Below are 20,378 nucleotides of genomic sequence, written 5' to 3'. Positions count from 1 at the left end.
CCCGGTGTTCCCGGCACGGGCGGAGTCGGGGCGACCCGGCTTCCTAGGATGAGCCCATGGTTCCCGACATCGCGACCCCGGCCACTCCTGCCCCGGCTGCGACCGTCGGCGTACCCGAGAAGCCCACGATCGACGGGCTCGAGGAGAAGTGGGTCGCGCGCTGGGCGGCCGAGGACACCTACGCCTTCGACCGGGCCGCGGCCCTGGACCTCGCCACGACGCGGGAGCAGATCTACTCGATCGACACTCCCCCGCCGACGGCGTCGGGCTCGCTGCACGTGGGCCACGTGTTCAGCTACACGCACACCGACTTCATCGCCCGCTACCAGCGCATGCGCGGCAAGCACGTCTTCTACCCGATGGGCTGGGACGACAACGGCCTGCCGACCGAGCGCCGGGTGCAGAACTACTACGGCGTCCGGTGCGACCCCTCGCTCCCCTACGACGCCTCGTTCGAGCCGCCCGCCAAGCCGGACAAGAACCAGGTGCCGATCTCCCGGCGGAACTTCGTCGAGCTGTGCATGCAGCTGACCGCGGCCGACGAGGCCGAGTTCGAGAAGCTCTGGCGCCGCGTCGGGCTCTCGGTGGACTGGGCAGGCGTCTACCGCACGATCTCCGAGACCTCGCGCGCCACCGCGCAGCGGATGTTCCTCAAGAACCTGGCCCGCGGCGAGGCCTACGCGCAGGAGGCGCCCACCCTCTGGGACGTCACCTTCCGCACCGCCGTCGCCCAGGCCGAGCTGGAGGACCGGGAGCGCCCCGGCGCCTACCACCGGATCTCCTTCCATTCGGCCGACGGCCCGGTGTTCATCGAGACGACCCGCCCGGAGCTGCTGCCGGCGTGCGTGGCCCTGGTCGCCCACCCCGACGACGAGCGCTACCAGCCGCTGTTCGGGAAGACGGTCCGCACGCCGCTGTTCGACGTCGAGGTGCCCGTGGTGGCGCACCGCCTGGCCGAGCCGGACAAGGGCTCGGGCATCGCGATGATCTGCACCTTCGGTGACCTCAACGACGTCACCTGGTGGCGGGAGCTGCAGCTGCCCACCCGGGCCATCGTCGGCTGGGACGGCCGGCTGCTGCCCGACCCGCCGGCCGACGTCCCGGCGCACCCCTACGACGAGCTGGCCGGCAAGACGGTGTTCAGCGCCCAGCAGCGGATCGTGGAGCTGCTCCGCGAGTCCGGCGACCTCGAGGGCGAGCCGAAGCCGATCACCCACCCGGTGAAGTTCTTCGAGAAGGGCGAGCGCCCGCTGGAGATCGTCACCACGCGGCAGTGGTACATCCGCAACGGCGGCCGGGACGCCGACCTGCGCGAGGCCCTGGTCGCCCGCGGCCGCGAGATCCAGTGGGTGCCCGAGCACATGCGGCACCGCTACGAGAACTGGGTCGAGGGGCTCAACGGCGACTGGCTGATCAGCCGTCAGCGGTTCTTCGGCGTCCCGTTCCCGGTCTGGTACACCCTCGACTCCGAGGGCGAGCCGGACTACTCGGCGCCCATCCTCGCGCCGGAGGAGTCGCTGCCGGTCGATCCGTCCTCCGACGTCCCGGCCGGGTTCACCGAGGACCAGCGCGGGAAGCCGGGGGGCTTCATGGCCGACCCCGACGTCATGGACACGTGGGCGACGTCCTCGCTGTCGCCGCAGGTCTCCTCCGGCTGGGACACCGACCCGGAGCTGTTCGCGCGCGTGTTCCCCATGGACCAGCGGCCGCAGGCGCACGACATCATCCGCACCTGGCTGTTCTCCACCGTCGTCCGGGCGCACTACGAGCACGGGACCGTGCCCTGGACCCACGCCACGATCTCCGGCTTCGTGGTCGACCCCGACCGCAAGAAGATGTCGAAGTCCAAGGGCAACGCGACCACGCCGATCGACGTCCTGGAGCGCTACGGCACCGACGCCGTCCGCTGGCGGGCCGCCGGTGCGCGCCCGGGCGCGGACTCGCCGTTCGACGAGACGCAGATGAAGGTCGGTCGCCGGCTGGCGATGAAGATCCTCAACGTCGGCAAGTTCGTGCTGGGCCTGGGCGCCTCGGCGTCCTCGACCGTCGACCAGGTGACCGAGCCGATCGACCTCGGCCTGCTCACCGCGCTGGGTCGCGTGGTGGACGAGGCGACGGCGGCCATGGAGGCCTACAACTACACGCGCGCGCTCGAGGTCAGCGAGACGTTTTTCTGGTCGTTCTGCGACGACTACGTGGAGCTGGTGAAGTCCCGCGCCTACGGGACGGGGCCGGCCGCGGCCTCGGCGCAGGCGGCGCTGGCGGTGGCTCTCGACGTGCAGCTGCGGCTGTTCGCGCCGGTGCTGCCGTTCGTGACCGAGGAGGTCTGGTCCTGGTGGCAGACCGGCTCGGTGCACCGGGCCGCGTGGCCGGTCTCCGGCGAGCTGCCCGGCCAGGGCGACCCGGCCGTGCTGACGGCGACCGCCGCCGCCCTGGCCGGGGTGCGCAAGGCGAAGTCCGACGCCAAGGTCTCCATGCGGGCCGACGTCGAGACGGCGACGGTGACCGCGCCGGCCACCCAGGTGCCGCTGATCGAAGCGGGCCGGGCCGACCTGGTCGACGCCGGCCGCATCAGCACGCTGGCCGTGGAGCCGGGCCAGGGTGAGCTGACGGTCGACGTCGTCCTCGCCGAGGTCCCCGAGGCCTGACCGCTCCCCCGCAGCGTTGCCCCGCAACCGGCCAGAACCGCCGACCTGATGGCCGGGTGGAGGGCAACGCTGCGGCGCCGTCCACAGGTCTGACTGCGACGGCGGCAGCGCAGGTGCTCCGCCCGGCACCCTTCGGTCGTGCACGACCTCCTCGACCTGCTGGGACCCGGACGCATGGCGTCCACGGCTGCCCTGGCGGCGGCCACCAGCGAGCGCAGCGTGCGGAGGTGGATCGCCAGCGGCCGGCTGGTGCGGCTGCACCCGGGCTGGGTGACCGTCCCCGGCCTGGCCGAGGACTGGACGGTTCGCGCACGCGCGGCGACCAGCTATGCCCGGGGTCCGCTCAGCCACATGAGCGCGCTGGCCGTCCACGGCATCGTGGATCGCGAGGTGACGCGGATCGACGTGACCGTTCGCGGTGATCGCCGGGTCCGCACCTCCCGATGGCTCCGCGTGCACCGGAGCATCAACGCTCCCGGGATCGTCCGGGCCCGCGGACTGCCGGCGACCACCGTGGCGCGGTCGCTGGTGGACACCTGGGCCGCCGCGCACCGGGCCCGTGCGATGCGGGGCTTCGACGGCGTGGCCCAGGACGCGGTCCTGCGGGCGACGCGGGAGGGGCGGGTGACCGTCGCCCAGCTGACCGAGGCGCTGGCGGTCCGGCCGGAGCTGGCCGGACGGGGCGCGCTGTGCGAACTGGTCGATCTGGTCGCCGACGGAGCGCAGAGCCGCCTCGAGCTGATCGCCGTCCGACAGGTGCTGGACGTGCCCGGGCTGCCGAAGTGTCAGCAGCAGCACCGGATCGTCCTGCCCGGTGGACCGGTGTACGTCGACGCAGCCTGGCCGGAGGTGAAGCTGGCGATCGAGCTGGACGGCGCCGCCTTCCACGGTTCGGACGAGGCGCGGGAGCGGGACCTGGCGAGGGACGCGGCGCTGGCGGCCCTCGGCTGGCTGGTCATCCGCTTCAGCTATCGCCAGGTGACCCGCGAGCCCGCGCTCTGCCGGGCCCGCATCGACGCCGCCTACCGTGCGCGGCTCAGCGTTGGCCCGTGAGCGGTCATCCAGGCCGACCGGATGGCCGGTCCAGGGACGACGCTTCGGCCGCAGCCCTCCAGTCGCGACCGGCCCACGAACGCGAACGGCCGGCCCCCTGCTGGGGGCGGGCCGTCGACGGCGTGCGGTAGGTCAGGCGGACTTCTCGCGGCGCTCGCGGGTGGGCTTGCGCGGCACGATGGTCGGGTTCACGTGCTCCAGCACGACCTCCTTGGTGATCACCACGGAGGCGACGTCCTCACGGCTGGGGATGTCGTACATGACCGACTGGAGCACCTCCTCCATGATCGCGCGGAGCCCGCGGGCACCGGTGCCACGGAGGATGGCCTGGTCGGCGATCGCCTCGAGCGCGTCGTCGGTGAACTCCAGCTCCACGCCGTCGAGCTCGAAGAGCTTCCGGTACTGGCGCACCAGGGCGTTCTTCGGCTCGGTGAGAATGTTGATCAGCGCCTCGCGGTCCAGCTTCTGCACACTGGTGATCACCGGCAGCCGGCCGATGAACTCCGGGATCATGCCGAACTTCAGCAGGTCCTCGGGCATCACCTCGGCGAAGGCGTTGGCCTCCGCGATCTCGGCCTTGCCGCGGACCTCGGCGCCGAAGCCGATGCCCTGCTTGCTGGTGCGGGCCTCGATGACCTTGTCCAGGCCGGCGAACGCGCCACCCACGATGAACAGCACGTTCGTCGTGTCGATCTGGATGAACTCCTGGTGCGGGTGCTTGCGACCACCCTGCGGGGGAACCGACGCCGTCGTTCCCTCGAGGATCTTCAGCAGCGCCTGCTGCACGCCCTCACCGGAGACGTCGCGGGTGATCGACGGGTTCTCGCTCTTGCGGGCGATCTTGTCGACCTCGTCGATGTAGATGATGCCGGTCTCGGCGCGCTTGACGTCGTAGTCGGCGGCCTGGATCAGCTTCAGCAGGATGTTCTCGACGTCCTCGCCGACGTAGCCCGCCTCGGTCAGCGCCGTGGCGTCGGCGATGGCGAACGGGACGTTGAGCATCCGGGCCAGGGTCTGCGCCAGGTGGGTCTTGCCGCACCCGGTGGGACCCATCAGCAGGATGTTGGACTTGGCCAGCTCGACGCTGTCCTCGCGGGAGGCACGGTCACCGCCGGCCTGGATCCGCTTGTAGTGGTTGTAGACGGCCACCGAGAGCGTGCGCTTGGCCTGGTCCTGCCCGATGACGTACTGCTCGAGGAAATCGTGGATCTCCTTGGGCTTGGGCAGCTCGTCGAACTTCAGGTCCGAGGACTCCGAGAGTTCTTCCTCGATGATCTCGTTGCAGAGATCGATGCACTCGTCGCAGATGTAGACCCCGGGGCCAGCGATGAGCTTCTTGACCTGCTTCTGGCTCTTCCCGCAGAAGGAGCACTTGAGCAGGTCACCGCTCTCACCGATTCGTGCCACCTGCTGACCTCCGGTTCGGATTCGCAGCCCTGGAACCAGGATGCTGCGTCGTCATCGTCGTTGCTCGTCCGCCTCTGCAGGCCCCGCTCCGCGGAGCTCTCCTCCCGGCGCTGAGGGCCGGGGTTCGGGCGTCCGCCGAACGTACCTGCCGCTACCGACGCCACCGGGCAATGACTCACCCGGGTTCGCGCCGGTGGTCCCACTTCCGTCTCGCTCGTCTTTCCGCACCGTCCCCGGCCCGGGAGTGCCCTCCCGACCCGCTGGACCCCTCCGACGGTACGGGCCGGGGACGCGACACGCGCACCCCCGGCCCGGAACCGTGAGAGGTCAGACCGCAGGAAGCGCGTTGAGCTTCCTGCTCTGGATCACCTGGTCGACGATGCCGTAGTCCTTCGCCTCCTGGGCGGTGAGGATCTTGTCGCGCTCGATGTCCTTGCGGATCTGCTCCTGGCTGCGGCCGGTGTGCCGCGCCAGGATCTCCTCCATCTGCACCCGGACCCGCTCGATCTCGGCGGCATGGATCTCCAGGTCGGACACCTGACCGCCGGACTCGCCGGACGGCTGGTGGATCAGCACGCGGGAGTAGGGCAGCGCCAGCCGCTTGCCCGGCGTGCCCGCCGCCAGCAGGACGGCGGCGGCCGAGGCGGCCTGGCCCATGCAGACGGTCTGGATGTCGGGCCGGACGAACATCATCGTGTCGTAGATGGCCATCAGCGCCGTGAACGAGCCACCGGGCGAGTTGATGTAGATCGTGATGTCGCGGTCGGGATCGGCCGACTCCAGCGTGATGAGCTGCGCCATCACGTCGTTCGCCGACGCGTCGTCGACCTGCACCCCGAGGAAGATGATCCGTTCCTCGAAGAGCTTGTTGTACGGGTTGGACTCCTTCATGCCGTAGCTCGTGCGCTCCACGAAGGAGGGCAGGATGTACCGGCTGGAGGGCATCTCGAAGCTCATTGTCTGTGTCCTCGGGCGCTCAGTTGTCGGAGACCGGGTTGGCGCTGTCGGTCATGGCCGCCTTGCTGACCACGTGGTCGACGAAGCCGTAGTCCAGGGCCTCCTGCGCGGTGAACCAGCGGTCGCGGTCGGAGTCCTCGAGGATCCGCTCGACGGTCTGCCCGGTGAGCTGCGCCTGCAGCTCGGACAGCTCCTGCTTGGTGCGCCGGAACAGGTCGGCCTGGATGGCGATGTCGGAGGCCGTACCGCCGACGCCGGCCGAGGGCTGGTGCATCAGGATCCGCGCGTGCGGCAGGGCGTAGCGCTTGCCCTTGGTGCCGGCGGTCAGCAGGAACTGGCCCATCGAGGCGGCCAGGCCCATGCCGTAGGTGGCGACGTCGCAGTCGATGAACTGCATCGTGTCGTAGATGGCCATGCCGGCGGTGACCGAGCCACCGGGCGAGTTGATGTAGAGGTGGATGTCGCTCTTGGGGTCCTCGGCGGAGAGCAGCAGCATCTGGGCGACGAGCTGGTTGGCGATGACGTCGTCCACCTGGGTGCCCAGGAAGATGATGCGCTCGCGCAGCAGGCGCTCGTAGACGGAGTCTCCGAGGTTCATCATTCCGCTGGCGCCGCGCATCACGGGTGCGCTCGCGAGGTTCGGGTCGGTGGTGCTCACAGGTGCGGTGACCTCCGTAGGACTGTCCAGCAGTCGGTCTCGGTGGACTGGGTGTTCGTCGGGGTGGTGGGGTGGGACGTACGACAGGGTGCTGGGCGGTGGTGCGGGCCTCGGCGGCCCCCGGGGGGCGGTGCCCCCCGGCGATCCCTTGAGTCCTGTCGACCCTAACGCGCACCTCCGACGGTCGATGCCCGTAACGGGGGGTGTTCGCCGACGGCGCAGCGGCTGCTCCCGGAACGCCGGACGCCGCCCCACCCGGGATCGGGTGGAGCGGCGTCCGGAGCGGAGTGGGGAGGTCAGGCCTTGGCGACGTCCTCGGTGTCCTCGGTCGCGCCCTCGGCGGCCTCGGTGGCCACGGCCTCGACGGCGATGTCGTCGTCCTCGTCGGCGGCGTCCTCGGACGCAGCGTCCGCGGCCGGGGCCTGCACCGTCTTGGGACGCAGCGCCTCGAGGTCGACGGTCTTGCCCGACGCGTCGGTGATCGTCGTCTGCTCGAGCAGCTGGGCGAGGGTCTTGGTCCGGCGGACGTCGGCGACGAACTCGGCGATGTTGCCGCCCTGCTGCAGCTGCTGCGCGTACTGCTCCGGGCTCATCCGGTTGCGCTGCGCCTGGGCCATGATCTGGGCGGAAAGGTCGTCGTTGTCGACGGTGACCTCACGGGCGTCGGCGATGGCGTCCAGGATGAACTGCGTCCGGACGGCCTCCTCGACGTTCTTGCGCTGGTCGGCGTCGTAGGCCTCACGGCTCTCGACGCCGGACATCGACAGGAAGGTGTCCCAGTCCATGCCGGCCTGCTTGAGCTCGCCCTCGAAGGCGCGGTTGCGCCACTCGATCTCGCGCTCGACCAGGTTCTCGGGCATGGGCACCTCGACGGCCTCGAGCAGGTGCTCGACCAGCTTGTCGCGGGCCTGCGCCCCCTGCTGGAGCACCTTGGTGCGGGCCAGGCGGGTGCGGACGTCCTCGCGCAGCTCGGCGAGGGTGTCGAACTCGCTGGCGGTCGAGGCGAACTCGTCGTCGAGCTCCGGGAGCTCCTTCTCCTTCACCGAGCGGACGGTGACGGTGACGTCGGCGGTCTCGCCGGAGTTCGGGCCCGACAGCAGCGCGGTCTGGAAGGTCTTGGTCTCCTCGGCGGACAGCCCGCGGACGGCGTCGTCGAGGCCCTCCATGAGGTTGCCCGAGCCGACCTCGTAGGACATGCCCGTGGTCGAGCCGTCCTCCAGTACCTCGTCACCGAGCTTGGCCTCGAGATCGATGGAGACGAAGTCGCCGTCCTGGGCGGGGCGCTCGACGGACTGCAGCATGCCGAAGCGCTCGCGCATGACGTCGACCTGCTGGTCGATCTCCTCGTCGGTGACCTCGACGTCGTCGACGGTCACGGCGAGCTCGTCCAGGGACGGGAGCTCGAGCTGCGGGGCGACGTCTACCTCGGCGGTGAACTCGAGGGACTCGTTGTCCTCGAGCTTGGTCACCTCGATCTCGGGCTGGCCGAGAACGCGGACCTGGTTCTCGCGCACGACCTCGGAGTAGACCTCCGGGATGGCGTGCTGGACGACCTGCTCGAGGACGACGGGACGGCCGATGCGCTGGTCGAGCACGCGGTTGGGGACCTTGCCCGGGCGGAATCCGGGGACGCGGACCTGCTTGCCCAGCTCCTTGTAGACCTCACCGAAGGCGTGGTCCAGGTCCCCCCAAGCCACCTCGATCGCCAGCCGGACCCGCGTGGGGCCCAGTTCCTCGATGGTGCTCTTCACAGCGGCAGTGCTCCTCGGTAAGGCAATGGGTGGGACGCGGCGCGGTCGGTCGACGCCGGGTCGACCCCCGAGTCTACGGACGTCGACGGCAGAGGCGCGGCGGCGGGATGCACTCCCTCAGCGCTCGTGAGTCGGGGCGACGGGATGTGAACCCGCGGCATGGCCTGGTCTGGTCGGGGTGACGGGATGTGAACCCGCGGCATGGCCTGGTCTCGTCGGGGTGACGGGATGTGAACCCGCGGCATGGCCTGGTCTCGTCGGGGTGACAGGATTTGAACCTGCGGCCCCCTGCTCCCAAAGCAGGTGCGCTACCAAGCTGCGCCACACCCCGTGGCCGCCCGAGTCTAGGCCGAGCCCTTCCCCGCGGTGACCGGCGCGGCGCCGCCGGGTGGCGGGCGCGGTGCACGATGGTCCGATGTCCTCCCGCACCCACGTCGTCCTCGGGGGTGGGGCGGCGATGGGCGCCTTCCAGGCCGGCGCCCTCGTGGCCCTCCTCGAGGCCGGCGTCCGCCCCGACCAGTTCCACGGCAGCTCGGTCGGCGCGATGAACGCCGTCTTCCTCGCCGTGCGCCCCGATGTCACGCGCGCGCAGGAGCTGGCCGAGTGGTGGACCGGGCCGGTCGCCACCAGGTTGCTGCGGCCGGCCTGGCCGGCCCGGGTCCGCGGCGTGGCCCGCTCGATGCGCCGGGAGGGCGCGCTGCTGGACGCCCGCCCGCTGCGCCGGCTGCTGGCCGAGGCCGTACCGGCGCACGACCTCGGGGAGCTGGCCGCGCCCGTCTCGGTCACGACGACCTGCCTGGACTGCGCGGCGGCCCGCCGCCACGACACCGGTCCGGTCGAGGACGTCGTCGCCGCCAGCTGCGCCCTGCCGGGCCTGTTCCGCCCGGTCCGGCTGGAGGACGGCCACCGGCACGTCGACGCCGGCATCCTCGACGGGGTGCCCGTGGGGGCGGCGCTGGAGCGGGCCCGGCCGGGCGACCGCGTTCTCGTCCTGGACTGCGGGCTGGCGCCGGTGACCGGCCGCACGGACGTGTGCGCCGCCGCGTCGGAGGTGCTCACCGGGCAGGCGTGCGGCGTTCCCGTGGAACCCGACCTGGCGCCCTACGTCGCAGCGGTCGAGGGCGCCGTCGGTGCGCTGGGCGCCGTGCTCGAGGCATTCACGGTGGCGCGCGCGGTGGCCAACCGCGCCGCCGTGCGCGAGGCGCTGGACGATCCGCGCGTGCACGTCGTCCCGCACATCGCCGACGCGTGGGCTGCGGGTGTGCTCGACGCCCTGCCGACCGGCCCGCGCGACGTCACCCGGTCCGCGGCCCTGCTCGACGCCGGCCGGGCGGTCACCGAACGCTGGTTGGCCGCCCAGACCTGGTCGGCCTCAGCGCCGGCGGAGCAGCGCTGAGGCCAGGGGCTGCCCGATGTCGTGCAGGTGCGTGGCGGCGTAGGGCAGACCGTGCCGGGCGGCCCACCACACCCGGGCCCGCCGTGAGGCACCCGACGGCGCCACGGCCTCGGTGATCGTCGTCGCCGGGAGCCCGGCGGCGCGGAGGACGGCGGCCGCGGCGGCGGCCATCCCGCGATGACCGGCGCCGCTCGGGTGGATCCGGTCGGCGGACCAGCCGGCGGACGAGCCGAGCACCGACACGTCGGCGAGGTCCACCACGTGCACCCGGTCCAGCGCCGACGCCCGGTCGACCGCCGCGTTGACCGCCGCCAGCCGCACCCGGCAGGCGGCCGTGATCCGGGCCGGGAGGGGCAGGAGCGAGACGGCGTCGTGCAGCCGGCCGACCACGACGGCGTCCGCCCGGTCGCGCACCGCCCGCACGACGGCGAGCAGGTCCGCCACGGCGGCGTCGGCGTCGAAGCCCGACCGGCCGATGTCGTTGAGGCCGACCAGCAGCGTGGCCACCTCGACCCGGGCGGGGACGAGCGGGAGCTGGCGGGCGCGGACGTCGGCGATCCTCGCCCCGGGCTCGGCCAGCCGCACGACCCGGCCGTCCGGGAGCGCCGTGGCCAGGAGCGACACCCAGGTGGCGGCCGGATCCAGCCGGATCCCGACGCCCTCGCCGCAGGTGAAGCTGTCGCCGAGGGCGGCCACGACCGTCACGGCACGGCCACCGGGGTCCCGGTGTGGAGGGCGAGGAAACCGCGCACGGTCCGGTCCCAGGAGAACTCCTCCGCCCGGGCGCGGGCCGCCGTCCGCCGCACCTCTTCGGGTACGGCGAGCAGGTCCTGGACCGCGTCGGCCAGTGCGGCGGTGCCGAGTCCGGCCCGGCCGGCAGCGCCGATGACGCCGGGCAGCGCGGAGCGGACGTCGGCCACCACGGGCGTGCCGCAGGCGAGCGCCTCGAGCGCGGCCAGCCCGAAGGTCTCGACCGGACCGGGGGCCAGGGCGACGTCGGCGTCGGCGAGCAGCGCGGCCAGCCGGGACCGGTCGGGGACGAAGCCGAGCCACTCGACCGGCAGATCGCGGGAGACGGCCTCGAGGTGCGACCGCATCGGCCCCTCCCCCGCGACGACCAGCCGCGCGGCGACTCCCCGGTCGCGCAGCTCGCGCAGGGTCGCCAGCGCGGCGTCGGGCCGCTTCTCGCGGGAGAGCCTGCTGGCCAGGACCAGTGCCACGTCCTCGCCGGGACGGTGGCCGGCGCGCGGACCCGTGCGGGCCGGGAACGCCGCGTGGTCGACCCCCAGCGGGATCACCTCGGGCGGCGCGACGTCCAGCCGGGCGAACTCCTCGGCGGCCCAGGCCGTGGTGCAGACGACGGCGTCGAAGGTGCGCGCCAGCCGCTCGTTCGTGCGGTCGGCCAGCGCGGTCAGCGGCAGCGCCGGCGGCAGCCACTGGGTGAGCCAGCGGTCCAGCCGCTCGTGGCTGACGACGAGCGACGGCACGCCGCGGTCCCGGGCCCACCTGCCCAGCCCCCGCAGCGTCGTCCGGTCGTGGACCTCGAGGGCGTCGGGCGAGATGCGGTCGAGCGTCCGGCGTACCGCCGCCCGGTCGACGAGCAGCCGGTAGCCCGTGCGCCCGAGGGCCGGTGCCCGCAGGGTGACCAGCCGGCCCCACGGGGTGGCGGTCTCGCCGTCGGCCTCCCCCGGGACGACCTGCACCACGTCGAGCCCCTGCCCGGCGTAACCCTCGGCCAGGTGCCGGAGCGCGGTGCGCAGCCCGCCGGAGGTGGGGGCGACGAAGTTGGCGACCTGGACGATCCTCACGCTGCCTCCCGGTCGCCGGCCCGAGCCTCGGCGATCACGTCCTCGTAGTGCTGGAGGAGCTCCCGGTTGATCGCCCCCCAGGTGCGCCCTTCGACCGAGCGCCGGGCCCGTCGTCCCATCCGCTGCCGGAGCGCCGGGTCGTCCCGCAGCGTCGCGACGCAGTCGGCGAGGCCGGCCGCGTCGCCGGCCGGGAACAGCAGTCCGTTGTCCCCGGGCTGCACGAGGTCCAGCGGCCCGCCGGCCGCGGGGGCGACGACCGGGCGTCCGCTGGCCAGCGCCTCCTGGGCGGCCTGGCAGAACGTCTCGTGGGAGCCGGTGTGCACGAAGACGTCGAGGGAGGCGAAGGCCGCCGCGAGGTCGGTGCCGGAGAGCAGGCCGGCGAAGGTGGCCCGGTCTAGCTGCCGTTCGAGCTGCCGCCGCTGCGGACCGTCGCCGACCACCACCAGACGGATGCCCGGCAGGTCCTGGACGGCGGCCAGCAGCCCGACCTCCTTCTCGTGCGCCAGCCGGCCGACGTAGCCGACGACGAGCTCGCCCCCGGGCGACCAGCTGCGGTGCAGCTGCGGGTCCCGGCGGGACGGGTCGAACAGCTCGAGGTCCACGCCCCTCCCCCAGCGCGCCACCCGCGGCACGCCGTGCGCCTCGAGCTGCCGGACGGCGGCGCGGCTCGGCGCCAGGGTGCGGCTCGCGGCCGCGTGCACTCGTCCGATCCGGCGCCAGACGGCGGGTTCGGCGAGCCCGAACCCGTAGCGGCCGGCGTAGGCGGCGAGGTCGGTCTGGTAGACGGCGACGACCGGGATGCCCAGCTGGGCCGCGGCGGCCACCCCCTGCGCGCCGAGCACAGCCGGCGAGGCGAGGTGGACGACGTCCGGGCGGAAGTCGCGCAGTGTCGCGACCATCCCGGCGAAGGGCAGCGACACCCGGAAGTCGCGGTACCCGGGAACGGGGCAGGACGGCGTCCGCACCACGGGGATGCCGGACCACTCGTCGGGGCCGGGGCCGGGCGCGACGACGAGGACCGGATTGCCGATCCGGCGCTGCTCCTCGCAGATCCGGACGACGGAGTTCGTGACGCCGTTGACCTGCGGGAGGAAGGACTCGGTGACGATCACTACGCGCACACCGGCACCCTGCCTACGGCCTGGAGTCCGGCCGGGGCACAGCGGGATGAGGTCGGCTGAAGCGGTCGCGAACTTCCGGCGACGGCGGGGCGCAGGACACCGGCGGCCGGGTCAGGGCCGGCGGGCCGCACCGGCCGGGAGGGCCCGAGCCGCCCGCGCCGCCGTCCCCCGGCTCAGGCCGAGACGGGCGGACGGCGGTGGGCCCACGGCGCGGCCTGCTCCAGGGCTGCGGCGACCCGCACGAGCACGTCCTCCCGACCGTAGGCGGCGACGAGCTGGACGCCGACGGGAAGGCCGTCCGCCGTCCAGTGCAGAGGCAGGCTGACCGCGGGCTGGCCGGTCACGTTGAACTGCGCCGTGTAGGGCATGAAGCCGCCGATCCGGCGCCCCTCCTGCTCCGGGCCCGCCGCGGCGAACCAGCCCAGCTCCGGAGGCGGCGCGCCCACCGTGGGGCTGACCAGCAGGTCGAAGCCCCGGCCGCCCTGCTCCCCCGGCGTCCAGAACGCGGCCATGCGGCGCGCCCACGCGCCGAGCACGGCCCGTGCCGCGAGGTAGTCGGCGGACGAGAGGCGCTGCCCCATCGCGCGGTAGGCCGCGTTGCGGGGCTCCAGTTCGTCGTCCCGCACCGGGCGGTCCAGCAGGCGCTCGTGGGTCGCCAGCGCGAGTGCGATGTCCGCGGCGATGGTGGCGCCGAAAGAGCGCATGAACTGCTCGTCGAACATGCCGTCGGGGGTGGCGGGCTCGACGGTGCAACCGAGCTGCTCGAGCAGGTGCCCGGTGCGGTCGACAGCGGCGCGGCAGTCCGGGGACGGCTCCCCCGGCTCGGTGTCCAGGAGGCCGACCCGCAGCCGGCCGACCGGGGCGCCGACCTCCTGCGCGAGTGGCCGGGACAGCGGCGGGGCGACGTAGGGGTCACCGGGCATGGGGGCGCTGATCACGTCGAGGACGGCCGCGGCGTCGCGGACGGTGCGGGTGACCACGCCGTCGGTCGTGGCGCCGGCCCAGCCCTCCCCCACGTCCGGGCCGTGACTCACGCGGGCACGGGTGGGCTTGAGCCCGACCAGCCCGCACTCGGACGACGGGATGCGGATCGATCCCCCGCCGTCGCTGGCGTGGGCGACGGGGACCAGCCCCGCGGCGACGGCGGCGGCCGATCCGCCGCTGGAGCCGCCGGCGGAGTGCGCCGGGTTCCACGGGTTGCGCGTCGGCCGGTGGGCTGCCGGTTCGGTCGTGATGGTGGTACCGAACTCGGGCACGTTGGTGCGGCCGAGGGAGACCAAGCCGGCGGCGCGGAACTGGCGCGCCAGGTGACTGTCGGTCGGCCAGGTCACGCCGGCGTCGCGCAGGTAGGAGGTCCCGTAGTTCGTGGCCTCGCCGGCGACGTGGCAGCCGAGGTCCTTGAGCAGCATCGGGACGCCGCGGAACGGGCCGTCCGGCAGGGCGCCGGCCGCCTCCGCGCGGGCGGCGTCGAAGCGGTCGCGGATGACGGCGTCGAGCTTCGGGTTCACCCGCTCGATCCGCTCGATGGCCGCCTCGACGAGCTCCGCCGGGCCGGCCTGACCGGTGCGGACCAGCTCCGCCTGCGCGGTGGCGTCCAGCCAGGTGGTGTCGCCAGGTCGGTTCGTGCTCTCCGTCACACCGCGGACCGTAGCAACGGCGTCGAGCCGGCTCCGTGCGGACGGCGCCCACCCGCGGGGCGGCGGATCAGCCACTCGGCCACCGCGAGGTTGATCAGCCAGCCGGCGCCCATGAGCACCGCCTCGGCCGTCGGGCCGGGCGCTCCGGAGACCGCCAGCCAGAAGGCGTTGGTGAACACCTGGGTACCCGCGCCGAGGCCGAGGGCGTAGCCACGGATCATCCACGCCCGGTGGCGTGCGATGTCCCGGCGGAGGACGGCGGTGACACCGAGCGCGATGGACACGGCCATCCCGGCCCCGGCAGCCGCACGGAACACCGTGAGCAGGCTGCTGTCGGCGCCGGTGATCACGACTGTCAGCCACAGCCCGCTGAGGGCGGCGACCAGGCCGGCCGGTGCGACGATGCGCCCGGCACGGCGGTGCCAGCGAGGGCGCCGCCCCCGGGTACCGGGCACGAACTGGAACGCCCCGACCACCGTGAACACGAGCGCGCTGACGATGTGCACGGCCAGGAGCGCCGGCGCGGCGGCGGATCGGGGCGGCTCGGGCAGGGCCGCCGCGCCGCCGGACAGCTCGACGAGCCGTGCCGCACCCGCCAGGAGCGGCACGAGGGCCAGGGCGACGAGTGCCGCGGGCACCAGCCACCGCGGTCGGGAGGGCGACGTCGTCGGTACGGCTGCGGTCATGCAGCGATCGTCGGGGCGGGGCGGCCGCCGGTCATCGGACGAAAGGCCGGACCTCACCTCGTCCCTTGGTACGAGGCCGGGTCACCGGCCGGGTACGACCCGATGGGTCTCGTACGCCCAGATCGCCAGCTCCACCCGGTTCCGGACGCCCAGCTTGGCCATGAGGCTGCCGACGTGGGTCTTCACCGTGCTGAGGGTGATGTGCAGCTCGCGGGCGACCTCGTCGTTCGAGCGCCCGCGCGCGACGGCGGCCAGGACGTCCTCCTCGCGGTCGGTGAGCGGGACGGCGGGCTGCGCCGGGGGCACGCCGGGTCCGGTGCCGGCGAAGGCCTCCAGCAGGCGGGCGGTGACGGTCGGTGCGATGAGGGCGTCGCCGCGGGCGGCGGCGTGCACGGCCTGGGCGAGCAGTTCGGGGCCGGCGTCCTTGAGCAGGAACCCGCGGGCACCGGCGCGCAGCGCGGCGTAGACGTACTCGTCCAGGTCGAAGGTGGTGATGACGACGACGGCGATCGGGTCGCCGGCCTCCGGACCGGCGAGCCGGCGGGTGGCCTCGAGCCCGTCGGTGCCGGGCATGCGGATGTCGAGCAGGCAGACGTCGGGGCGCAGCCGGCGAGCCACCTCCACGGCCGCCTCACCGTCCGCGGCCTCGCCGACCACCTCGATCCCGGGCTGGGCGTCGAGGATCATCCGTAGGCCGGTGCGGACGATCTCCTGGTCATCGGCGACCACGACCCGGACGGTCACGCGGGCCCCCGGCGGGGCAGCTCGGCGGTCACCGTCCAGCCGTGGTCGGGCCCCGGCCCGGCCCGGAAGGTGCCCCCGAGCAGGTGCGCGCGCTCGGCCATGCCGCGCAGCCCGAAGCCGGTGTCGCCGGCGCGGGGCGTGCGCTCGCCGTCGTCGGTGACCCGTAGCTGCACGCGGGCATCGTCCACGTCGACGCGCACGTCGACCCGGGTGGCGCGCCGGGCGTGCCGTCGGGCGTTGGTGACCGACTCCTGCGCCAGCCGGTAGACCGCGGCCGCGACCGCGGGCGGGACGGCGTCCGCGTCGCCGGTGACGTCGACGGCGACGACGAGCCCGTCGCCGTCGTCAGCCAGCCGGCGCAGCTCGGCCAGGCCCGGGGCCGGCGAGAGTGGCGCGGCCTCGTCGCGGCGGAGCGTCCGCACCATGCCTCGCATCTCGGCGAGCGTGCTGGCTGCCTCCGCCTCGATGAGCCGCAGCGCCTCGGCCGCGGCCTCCGGGCGGACGGCAGCCGTGGCCAGGCCCGCCTGAGCGCGGATGGCGATGGCCGACACGTGGTGGGCGACGGTGTCGTGCAGGTCGCGGGCCAGGTCCGCCCGCTCCCGGGCCGCGACCTGGTCGAGCTCGCGGGCACGTGCCCCCGCCCGGTAACGGGCCGCCAAACCGAGGGCCAGGGCGGCCACGAGGATGGTGAAGCCACCGATGGCGTCCCCCGCGGAGGCCGGGCCCACGAGCAGGGAGCCGATGGCGCTGACGAGCAGGAACCCCAGCCCGGCGAGCGCCTCGCGCCCGGACCCCCAGCGCACGACGGCGTAGGGCAGCACCAGGCCGACGACGGCCGTGTAGAGGCCGTCGTCGTCGCCGGTGACGAGAGCGAGCGCGTCGAGGCCCAGGAACCACCCGACGAGGACCAGCAGCGGGTGCGCCCGGCGCCACAGCAGGAGCGGGACCAGCGCGCTCACCACCGCCACCTGCAGCCAGCGCATCGGCAGGTCGGGGCGCAGGACGCCCTCGAGCACCGCCGCGACCGGGGCGAGGCCGACGAGCACTCGAACCCGGTCCCACCGGGCGCGAGCCGGCGGGTCCGGCGGCCTCGGCTCGTGCCAGACCGAGCGCAGCAGGGCGTCCACGCCGGTCACCGTACGAGCCCAGAGTGCGTCCGTGATCCGCCGGAAGGAGGAGATCGCGGCCCGGGACGGCGAGGCCCCGGGAACGGCATGCCCTCGGGGCGCTACCCTCGATGCGGATCTTCCCGCCGGTCCCGACCGGCGGGCGTCCGCCTCGCGGGTGTAGCTCAATGGTAGAGCCCCAGCCTTCCAAGCTGGCCATGCCGGTTCGATCCCGGTCACCCGCTCCACACCGACGAGACCGCACCGTCGCCGCAGCCCGTCGACGCCCCCGGGCTAGCGTGAGCCGCATGAGCGTCCGGTTCGAGGAGCTGGCCTGGAGCGCCTCCCCCATCGGCGAGGTCAGCCTCCGCCGGCGACGCGACCCGACGACCGGCGCCGACGTGTACGAGGTCAAGCTCGGCGACGAGTTCCTCATGTCGTCCCTGTTCACCGTCGCCGAGATCGAGGTCGCCCGGCTGGCCCTCGCCCGGCTGGACGGCGACCGGCTCGACGTCGTCGTCGGGGGGCTGGGCCTGGGCTACACCGCGCAGGCCGTGCTCGACGACGTCCGTGTCCGGGACCTCGTCGTCGTCGACCTGCTGGAGCCGGTCATCGAGTGGCACCAGCAGGGGCTGCTCCCCCTGGGTGGCGCCCTCTCCTCGGATCCCCGGTGCCGGCTGGTGCAGGGGGACTTCTTCGCGATGTCCGCCGACGCCGCCCTCGACCCCGCCGCGCCCGGCCGGCGGTTCGACGCCGTGATCGTGGACATCGACCACTCCCCCGGCGACCTGCTGGACGAGGCGAACGCCCCGTTCTACCGTCCCACCGGCATCCAGCGGCTGGCCGCGTGCCTCCGCCCGGGCGGCGTCTTCTCGCTCTGGTCGAACGACCCGCCCGATGCGGACTACCTCGCTGCTCTCGCCGCGGTCTTCGTGGACGTCGAGGCACAGGTGATCACCTTCCCCAACCCGCTCCAGGGCCGCCCCGCCACCAACACGGTGTACCTGGCCACCGCCCCCGGCTGAACCGCGACACCTCACGGATGGCTGCGTGACGACCGGTGACAGCACGGGCTCCCAGCTCGCGTGCGGTTCGTTCGAGCTCTGACCTCCGCCCGCGGACCGGCGACGGTGGGCTCCGGACCGACGGCCGCAGGTGTCCCCCCGATGTTGCAGTCCGGCGACACTCCGCGGCCGGCAGGTGCGCCCAGGGGACCGGGGGTAGGCCCGGAGACGGTCCAGCACGCGACGAACGGAGAGACCATGCCTGCACACCGCACGCCCGCGTCCCGCGGCTGGGCGGCCACCGCCGCCCTCCTCACCGCGGTGGCCCTGACCGCCTGCGGCGAGGACGACGAGGGCGAGATCGTGGGCGGCGCCCCGGCACCGGACGAGGTGGTCACCGAGGACCTGAAGATCTCCTCGCTGGAACTCGAGTACCCCGAGGACGGCCTGTACGAGGAGGGCGAGGACGTTCCCCTCTACGCCGCCCTGACCAACACCGCGAGCGTGGACTACCGACTGGTCGACGTCGTGGGGCCCGACTTCGCCGACGCGCGCCTGGTCCCCCTGGACGGCAGTGCGGGATCCATCGAGATCCCCGAGGACGACAACGCCTACCTGCAGCCGGAGGGGCCGCCGTCGGTGGTCCTGGAGGACCTGGGCACCTCCCTGCGCTCGTCGCAGTCGATCGAGGTCACCTTCGTCTTCGAGGACGCCGAGGGAGACCTCGGCGAGGTCACGATGGAGGCTCCCGTCGCCTCCAGCCAGGAGGACGACGACCCCGTCTTCGACGCACCGCAGGACCCGACCGACGAGTGATGCGGCGCATGCCTTCCCTCACCGCACGACCCGACGACCCCGCACGCACGAAGGGGCTCGGCCGGTTCGGGACGCGCGCCGTCCTCGGCTGGATCGCCGTGGTGGCCGGTGCCGTCCCCTTCCTGCTGCTGTGGCTGCTCGTGCAGCGTTCCTGGGCGCCGCTGGAGGCGCTCGACGGCGATGTCGCCGCGGGCCTGAACGACTGGGTCAGCCAGTCACCGCTCGCGGTGACGGTGCTGAGCGCGGTGACGGACCTGGCGGGGACCTTCGCGGCCGTCCTGATCTTTTCGTTGATGACGCTGTTCCTGCTCGTGCGCCGGCAGCGGCGGCTCGCCGCCTTCACCGCGACGGCCGGCCTGGGTCTCCCGCTGCTGGGGCCCCTCACGAAGGCGATCGTCGACCGCGCCCGACCGGTGGTCGACGCACCCGTCGTGGACGTCCCGTCGAACGCGAGCTTCCCCAGCGGCCACGCGCTGACCGGCATGGTCACCTTCGGGGTGCTGCTCCTCGTGGTGCTGCCCTCCGTGCGCCGCGGCGCACGTCCGTGGCTGATCGCCGGGACCGTGCTGCTCGTCGTCGCCATCGGCTTCACCCGGCTGGCGCTGGGCGTCCACTTCGTGTCCGACGTCCTCGCCGGCTGGGCGCTGGGCGCGGCCTGGCTGGCGGTCACCGTCGCCGCGTTCCGCGTGTGGCAGCACCAGGAGGGCACGGACACCGACGAGCCCCTCGACCCGCTGGACGTCCCGCCGCACGAGGCCGCCCACCCGGCCCGGGACAGCGGCCCCGTCCTGCCCGAGGGGCGGGCCACCGTCGTCCGCCTGCTCGCCTGGGCGGCCGCGCTGTTCGTGGTGCTGAGCGCCGCGGGTCTGCTGCTCAACCGCACGCCCGCCGGCACCTGGCTCGTCCGCTGGGACCTCGACGTCGTGCGGTGGTTCGTCGACCTCCGGAGCGACGGCCTCACCACGGTGATGAAGGCGATCGGCGCCCTCTCCGGCACCCAGGCCGTCATCGCGGTCTCGCTGCACCTCGCGGTGCTGGCGCTCGCGGCCACCCGGTCCTGGCGCCCGGTGGTCTTCGTGGCCGTGGCGGTCCTCGGCGAGGTGCTGCTCTACTTCGTCATCGGTGTGGCGGTCGGCCGGATCCGGCCGGACGTGCCGGACCTGACCGCCGGCCTGCCCACCGGCGCGAGCTGGCCCTCGGGGCACGCGGCCGCCGCGGCCGCGATCTACGGCGCCGTCGCCGCCGTCGTGCTGACCTACAGCCGCGCCCGGTGGCGGCGGGCCGTGCTCGTGCTGCCGCTGCTCCTGCCCCCCGTGATCGGCGTGACCCGGATCTACGTCGCGGCCCACCACCCGACCGACGTCGTCGCCGGCCTGGTGCTCGGCGGGGTCTGGGTGTTCGTCTGTGCCCGCCTCATGCTGCCCCGGACCGACGGCGAGACCCCTGCCGATGTGCGGCCCGCACGACCGGCGGACGTCCAGCGGGTCGGCTGACCGGGAGCCGGAACGCCTCGGCCGACGGCACGGCGCTGCCCCGTCACCCGGTCGACGTCAGCCGCGCCGAGGCGGTCCGGCCTGCAGGAGGTG

At 73.7% G+C, this 20,378-nt stretch carries 17 protein-coding genes and 2 tRNA genes; 7 read left to right on the top strand and 12 right to left on the bottom strand.

Annotated features, from left to right (window positions below):
• Positions 1-56: 56 nt before the first annotated feature.
• On the top strand, positions 57-2,648 hold the full coding sequence (valS, locus tag ACI793_RS07965; protein ID WP_456605836.1) for a valine--tRNA ligase: 2,592 nt from the start codon (positions 57-59) through the stop codon (positions 2,646-2,648).
• A 138-nt stretch (positions 2,649-2,786) separates the two neighbouring features.
• Entirely contained in the window at positions 2,787-3,701 is a 915-nt protein-coding gene (locus ACI793_RS07960; RefSeq protein ID WP_456605835.1) for a DUF559 domain-containing protein, read from the top strand.
• Between the two features lie 132 nt (positions 3,702-3,833).
• On the opposite strand, the gene clpX is transcribed toward ACI793_RS07960, so the two are convergent.
• The 5 genes from clpX to ACI793_RS07935 form a co-directional block, all read right to left on the bottom strand.
• The gene (clpX, locus tag ACI793_RS07955; RefSeq protein WP_040336989.1) at positions 3,834-5,108 is read right to left on the bottom strand and encodes an ATP-dependent Clp protease ATP-binding subunit ClpX; all 1,275 of its coding nucleotides are present in this window, start codon (positions 5,106-5,108) and stop codon (positions 3,834-3,836) included.
• A gap of 327 nt (positions 5,109-5,435) precedes the next feature.
• Positions 5,436-6,065 (bottom strand): ATP-dependent Clp protease proteolytic subunit, encoded by a 630-nt coding sequence (locus ACI793_RS07950; RefSeq protein WP_311344765.1) that lies wholly within the window; start codon positions 6,063-6,065, stop codon positions 5,436-5,438.
• 19 nt (positions 6,066-6,084) lie between these two features.
• Entirely contained in the window at positions 6,085-6,723 is a 639-nt protein-coding gene (locus ACI793_RS07945) for an ATP-dependent Clp protease proteolytic subunit (RefSeq protein ID WP_456605834.1), read from the bottom strand.
• A 296-nt stretch (positions 6,724-7,019) separates the two neighbouring features.
• Complete coding sequence (gene tig, locus ACI793_RS07940) at positions 7,020-8,474, bottom strand: trigger factor (RefSeq protein ID WP_456605833.1); 1,455 nt, start codon at positions 8,472-8,474, stop codon at positions 7,020-7,022.
• Positions 8,475-8,731: 257 nt separating this feature from the next.
• Positions 8,732-8,805 (bottom strand) — tRNA-Pro (locus ACI793_RS07935).
• 84 nt (positions 8,806-8,889) lie between these two features.
• Between ACI793_RS07935 and ACI793_RS07930 the strand changes: the two genes are divergently transcribed.
• A complete protein-coding gene (locus ACI793_RS07930) occupies positions 8,890-9,870 on the top strand; it encodes a patatin-like phospholipase family protein (RefSeq protein ID WP_456605832.1) in 981 nt (326 codons plus the stop codon).
• Here ACI793_RS07930 and ACI793_RS07925 read toward each other — a convergent pair.
• The 7 genes from ACI793_RS07925 to ACI793_RS07895 form a co-directional block, all read right to left on the bottom strand.
• A complete protein-coding gene (locus ACI793_RS07925) occupies positions 9,847-10,575 on the bottom strand; it encodes a GDSL-type esterase/lipase family protein (RefSeq protein ID WP_456605831.1) in 729 nt (242 codons plus the stop codon). The genes ACI793_RS07930 and ACI793_RS07925 overlap by 24 nt on opposite strands.
• Positions 10,572-11,678: a glycosyltransferase gene (locus ACI793_RS07920; RefSeq protein WP_456605830.1), complete on the bottom strand. Its 1,107-nt coding sequence runs from the start codon at positions 11,676-11,678 to the stop codon at positions 10,572-10,574. Before ACI793_RS07920 ends, ACI793_RS07925 begins: the two co-directional genes overlap by 4 nt.
• Positions 11,675-12,799, bottom strand: a complete 1,125-nt coding sequence (locus ACI793_RS07915) for a glycosyltransferase family 4 protein (RefSeq protein WP_456605829.1) — start codon at positions 12,797-12,799, stop codon at positions 11,675-11,677. Before ACI793_RS07915 ends, ACI793_RS07920 begins: the two co-directional genes overlap by 4 nt.
• 173 nt (positions 12,800-12,972) lie before the next feature.
• Positions 12,973-14,436: an amidase gene (locus ACI793_RS07910; RefSeq protein WP_456605828.1), complete on the bottom strand. Its 1,464-nt coding sequence runs from the start codon at positions 14,434-14,436 to the stop codon at positions 12,973-12,975.
• A complete protein-coding gene (locus tag ACI793_RS07905) occupies positions 14,433-15,122 on the bottom strand; it encodes a DUF2306 domain-containing protein (RefSeq protein WP_456605827.1) in 690 nt (229 codons plus the stop codon). Before ACI793_RS07905 ends, ACI793_RS07910 begins: the two co-directional genes overlap by 4 nt.
• 81 nt (positions 15,123-15,203) lie before the next feature.
• The gene (locus tag ACI793_RS07900) at positions 15,204-15,866 is read right to left on the bottom strand and encodes a response regulator (protein ID WP_456605826.1); all 663 of its coding nucleotides are present in this window, start codon (positions 15,864-15,866) and stop codon (positions 15,204-15,206) included.
• Positions 15,863-16,993, bottom strand: coding sequence for a sensor histidine kinase (locus ACI793_RS07895; protein ID WP_456605825.1), 1,131 nt, complete (start codon positions 16,991-16,993; stop codon positions 15,863-15,865). The genes ACI793_RS07900 and ACI793_RS07895 overlap by 4 nt, the downstream gene beginning before the upstream one ends.
• A gap of 153 nt (positions 16,994-17,146) precedes the next feature.
• Here ACI793_RS07895 and ACI793_RS07890 point away from each other — a divergent pair.
• From ACI793_RS07890 to ACI793_RS07875, 4 genes are all read left to right on the top strand, one after another.
• A tRNA-Gly gene (locus tag ACI793_RS07890) sits at positions 17,147-17,220 on the top strand.
• 60 nt (positions 17,221-17,280) lie between these two features.
• On the top strand, positions 17,281-17,997 hold the full coding sequence (locus ACI793_RS07885; RefSeq protein ID WP_456605824.1) for a spermine/spermidine synthase domain-containing protein: 717 nt from the start codon (positions 17,281-17,283) through the stop codon (positions 17,995-17,997).
• Between the two features lie 237 nt (positions 17,998-18,234).
• Positions 18,235-18,792, top strand: coding sequence for a hypothetical protein (locus ACI793_RS07880; protein ID WP_456605823.1), 558 nt, complete (start codon positions 18,235-18,237; stop codon positions 18,790-18,792).
• Positions 18,793-18,800: 8 nt separating this feature from the next.
• On the top strand, positions 18,801-20,285 hold the full coding sequence (locus ACI793_RS07875) for a phosphatase PAP2 family protein (protein WP_456605822.1): 1,485 nt from the start codon (positions 18,801-18,803) through the stop codon (positions 20,283-20,285).
• Positions 20,286-20,378 lie beyond the last annotated feature (93 nt).

The organism is Blastococcus sp. SYSU DS0617 (assembly GCF_054051075.1).
Note: the sequence above shows the minus strand (reverse complement) of the source record. Positions and strands in the feature narration are given on the sequence as shown.

Bases quoted from the DNA above. Each gene is read 5' to 3' on its own strand.
- valS (WP_456605836.1), top strand. From the start codon at position 57: ATGGTTCCCGACATCGCGACCCCGGCCACTCCTGCCCCGGCTGCGACC.
- ACI793_RS07950 (WP_311344765.1), bottom strand. From the start codon at position 6,065: ATGAGCTTCGAGATGCCCTCCAGCCGGTACATCCTGCCCTCCTTCGTG.
- ACI793_RS07930 (WP_456605832.1), top strand. From the start codon at position 8,890: ATGTCCTCCCGCACCCACGTCGTCCTCGGGGGTGGGGCGGCGATGGGC.
- ACI793_RS07905 (WP_456605827.1), bottom strand. From the start codon at position 15,122: ATGACCGCAGCCGTACCGACGACGTCGCCCTCCCGACCGCGGTGGCTG.
- ACI793_RS07885 (WP_456605824.1), top strand. From the start codon at position 17,281: ATGAGCGTCCGGTTCGAGGAGCTGGCCTGGAGCGCCTCCCCCATCGGC.
- ACI793_RS07880 (WP_456605823.1), top strand. From the start codon at position 18,235: ATGCCTGCACACCGCACGCCCGCGTCCCGCGGCTGGGCGGCCACCGCC.
- ACI793_RS07875 (WP_456605822.1), top strand. From the start codon at position 18,801: ATGCCTTCCCTCACCGCACGACCCGACGACCCCGCACGCACGAAGGGG.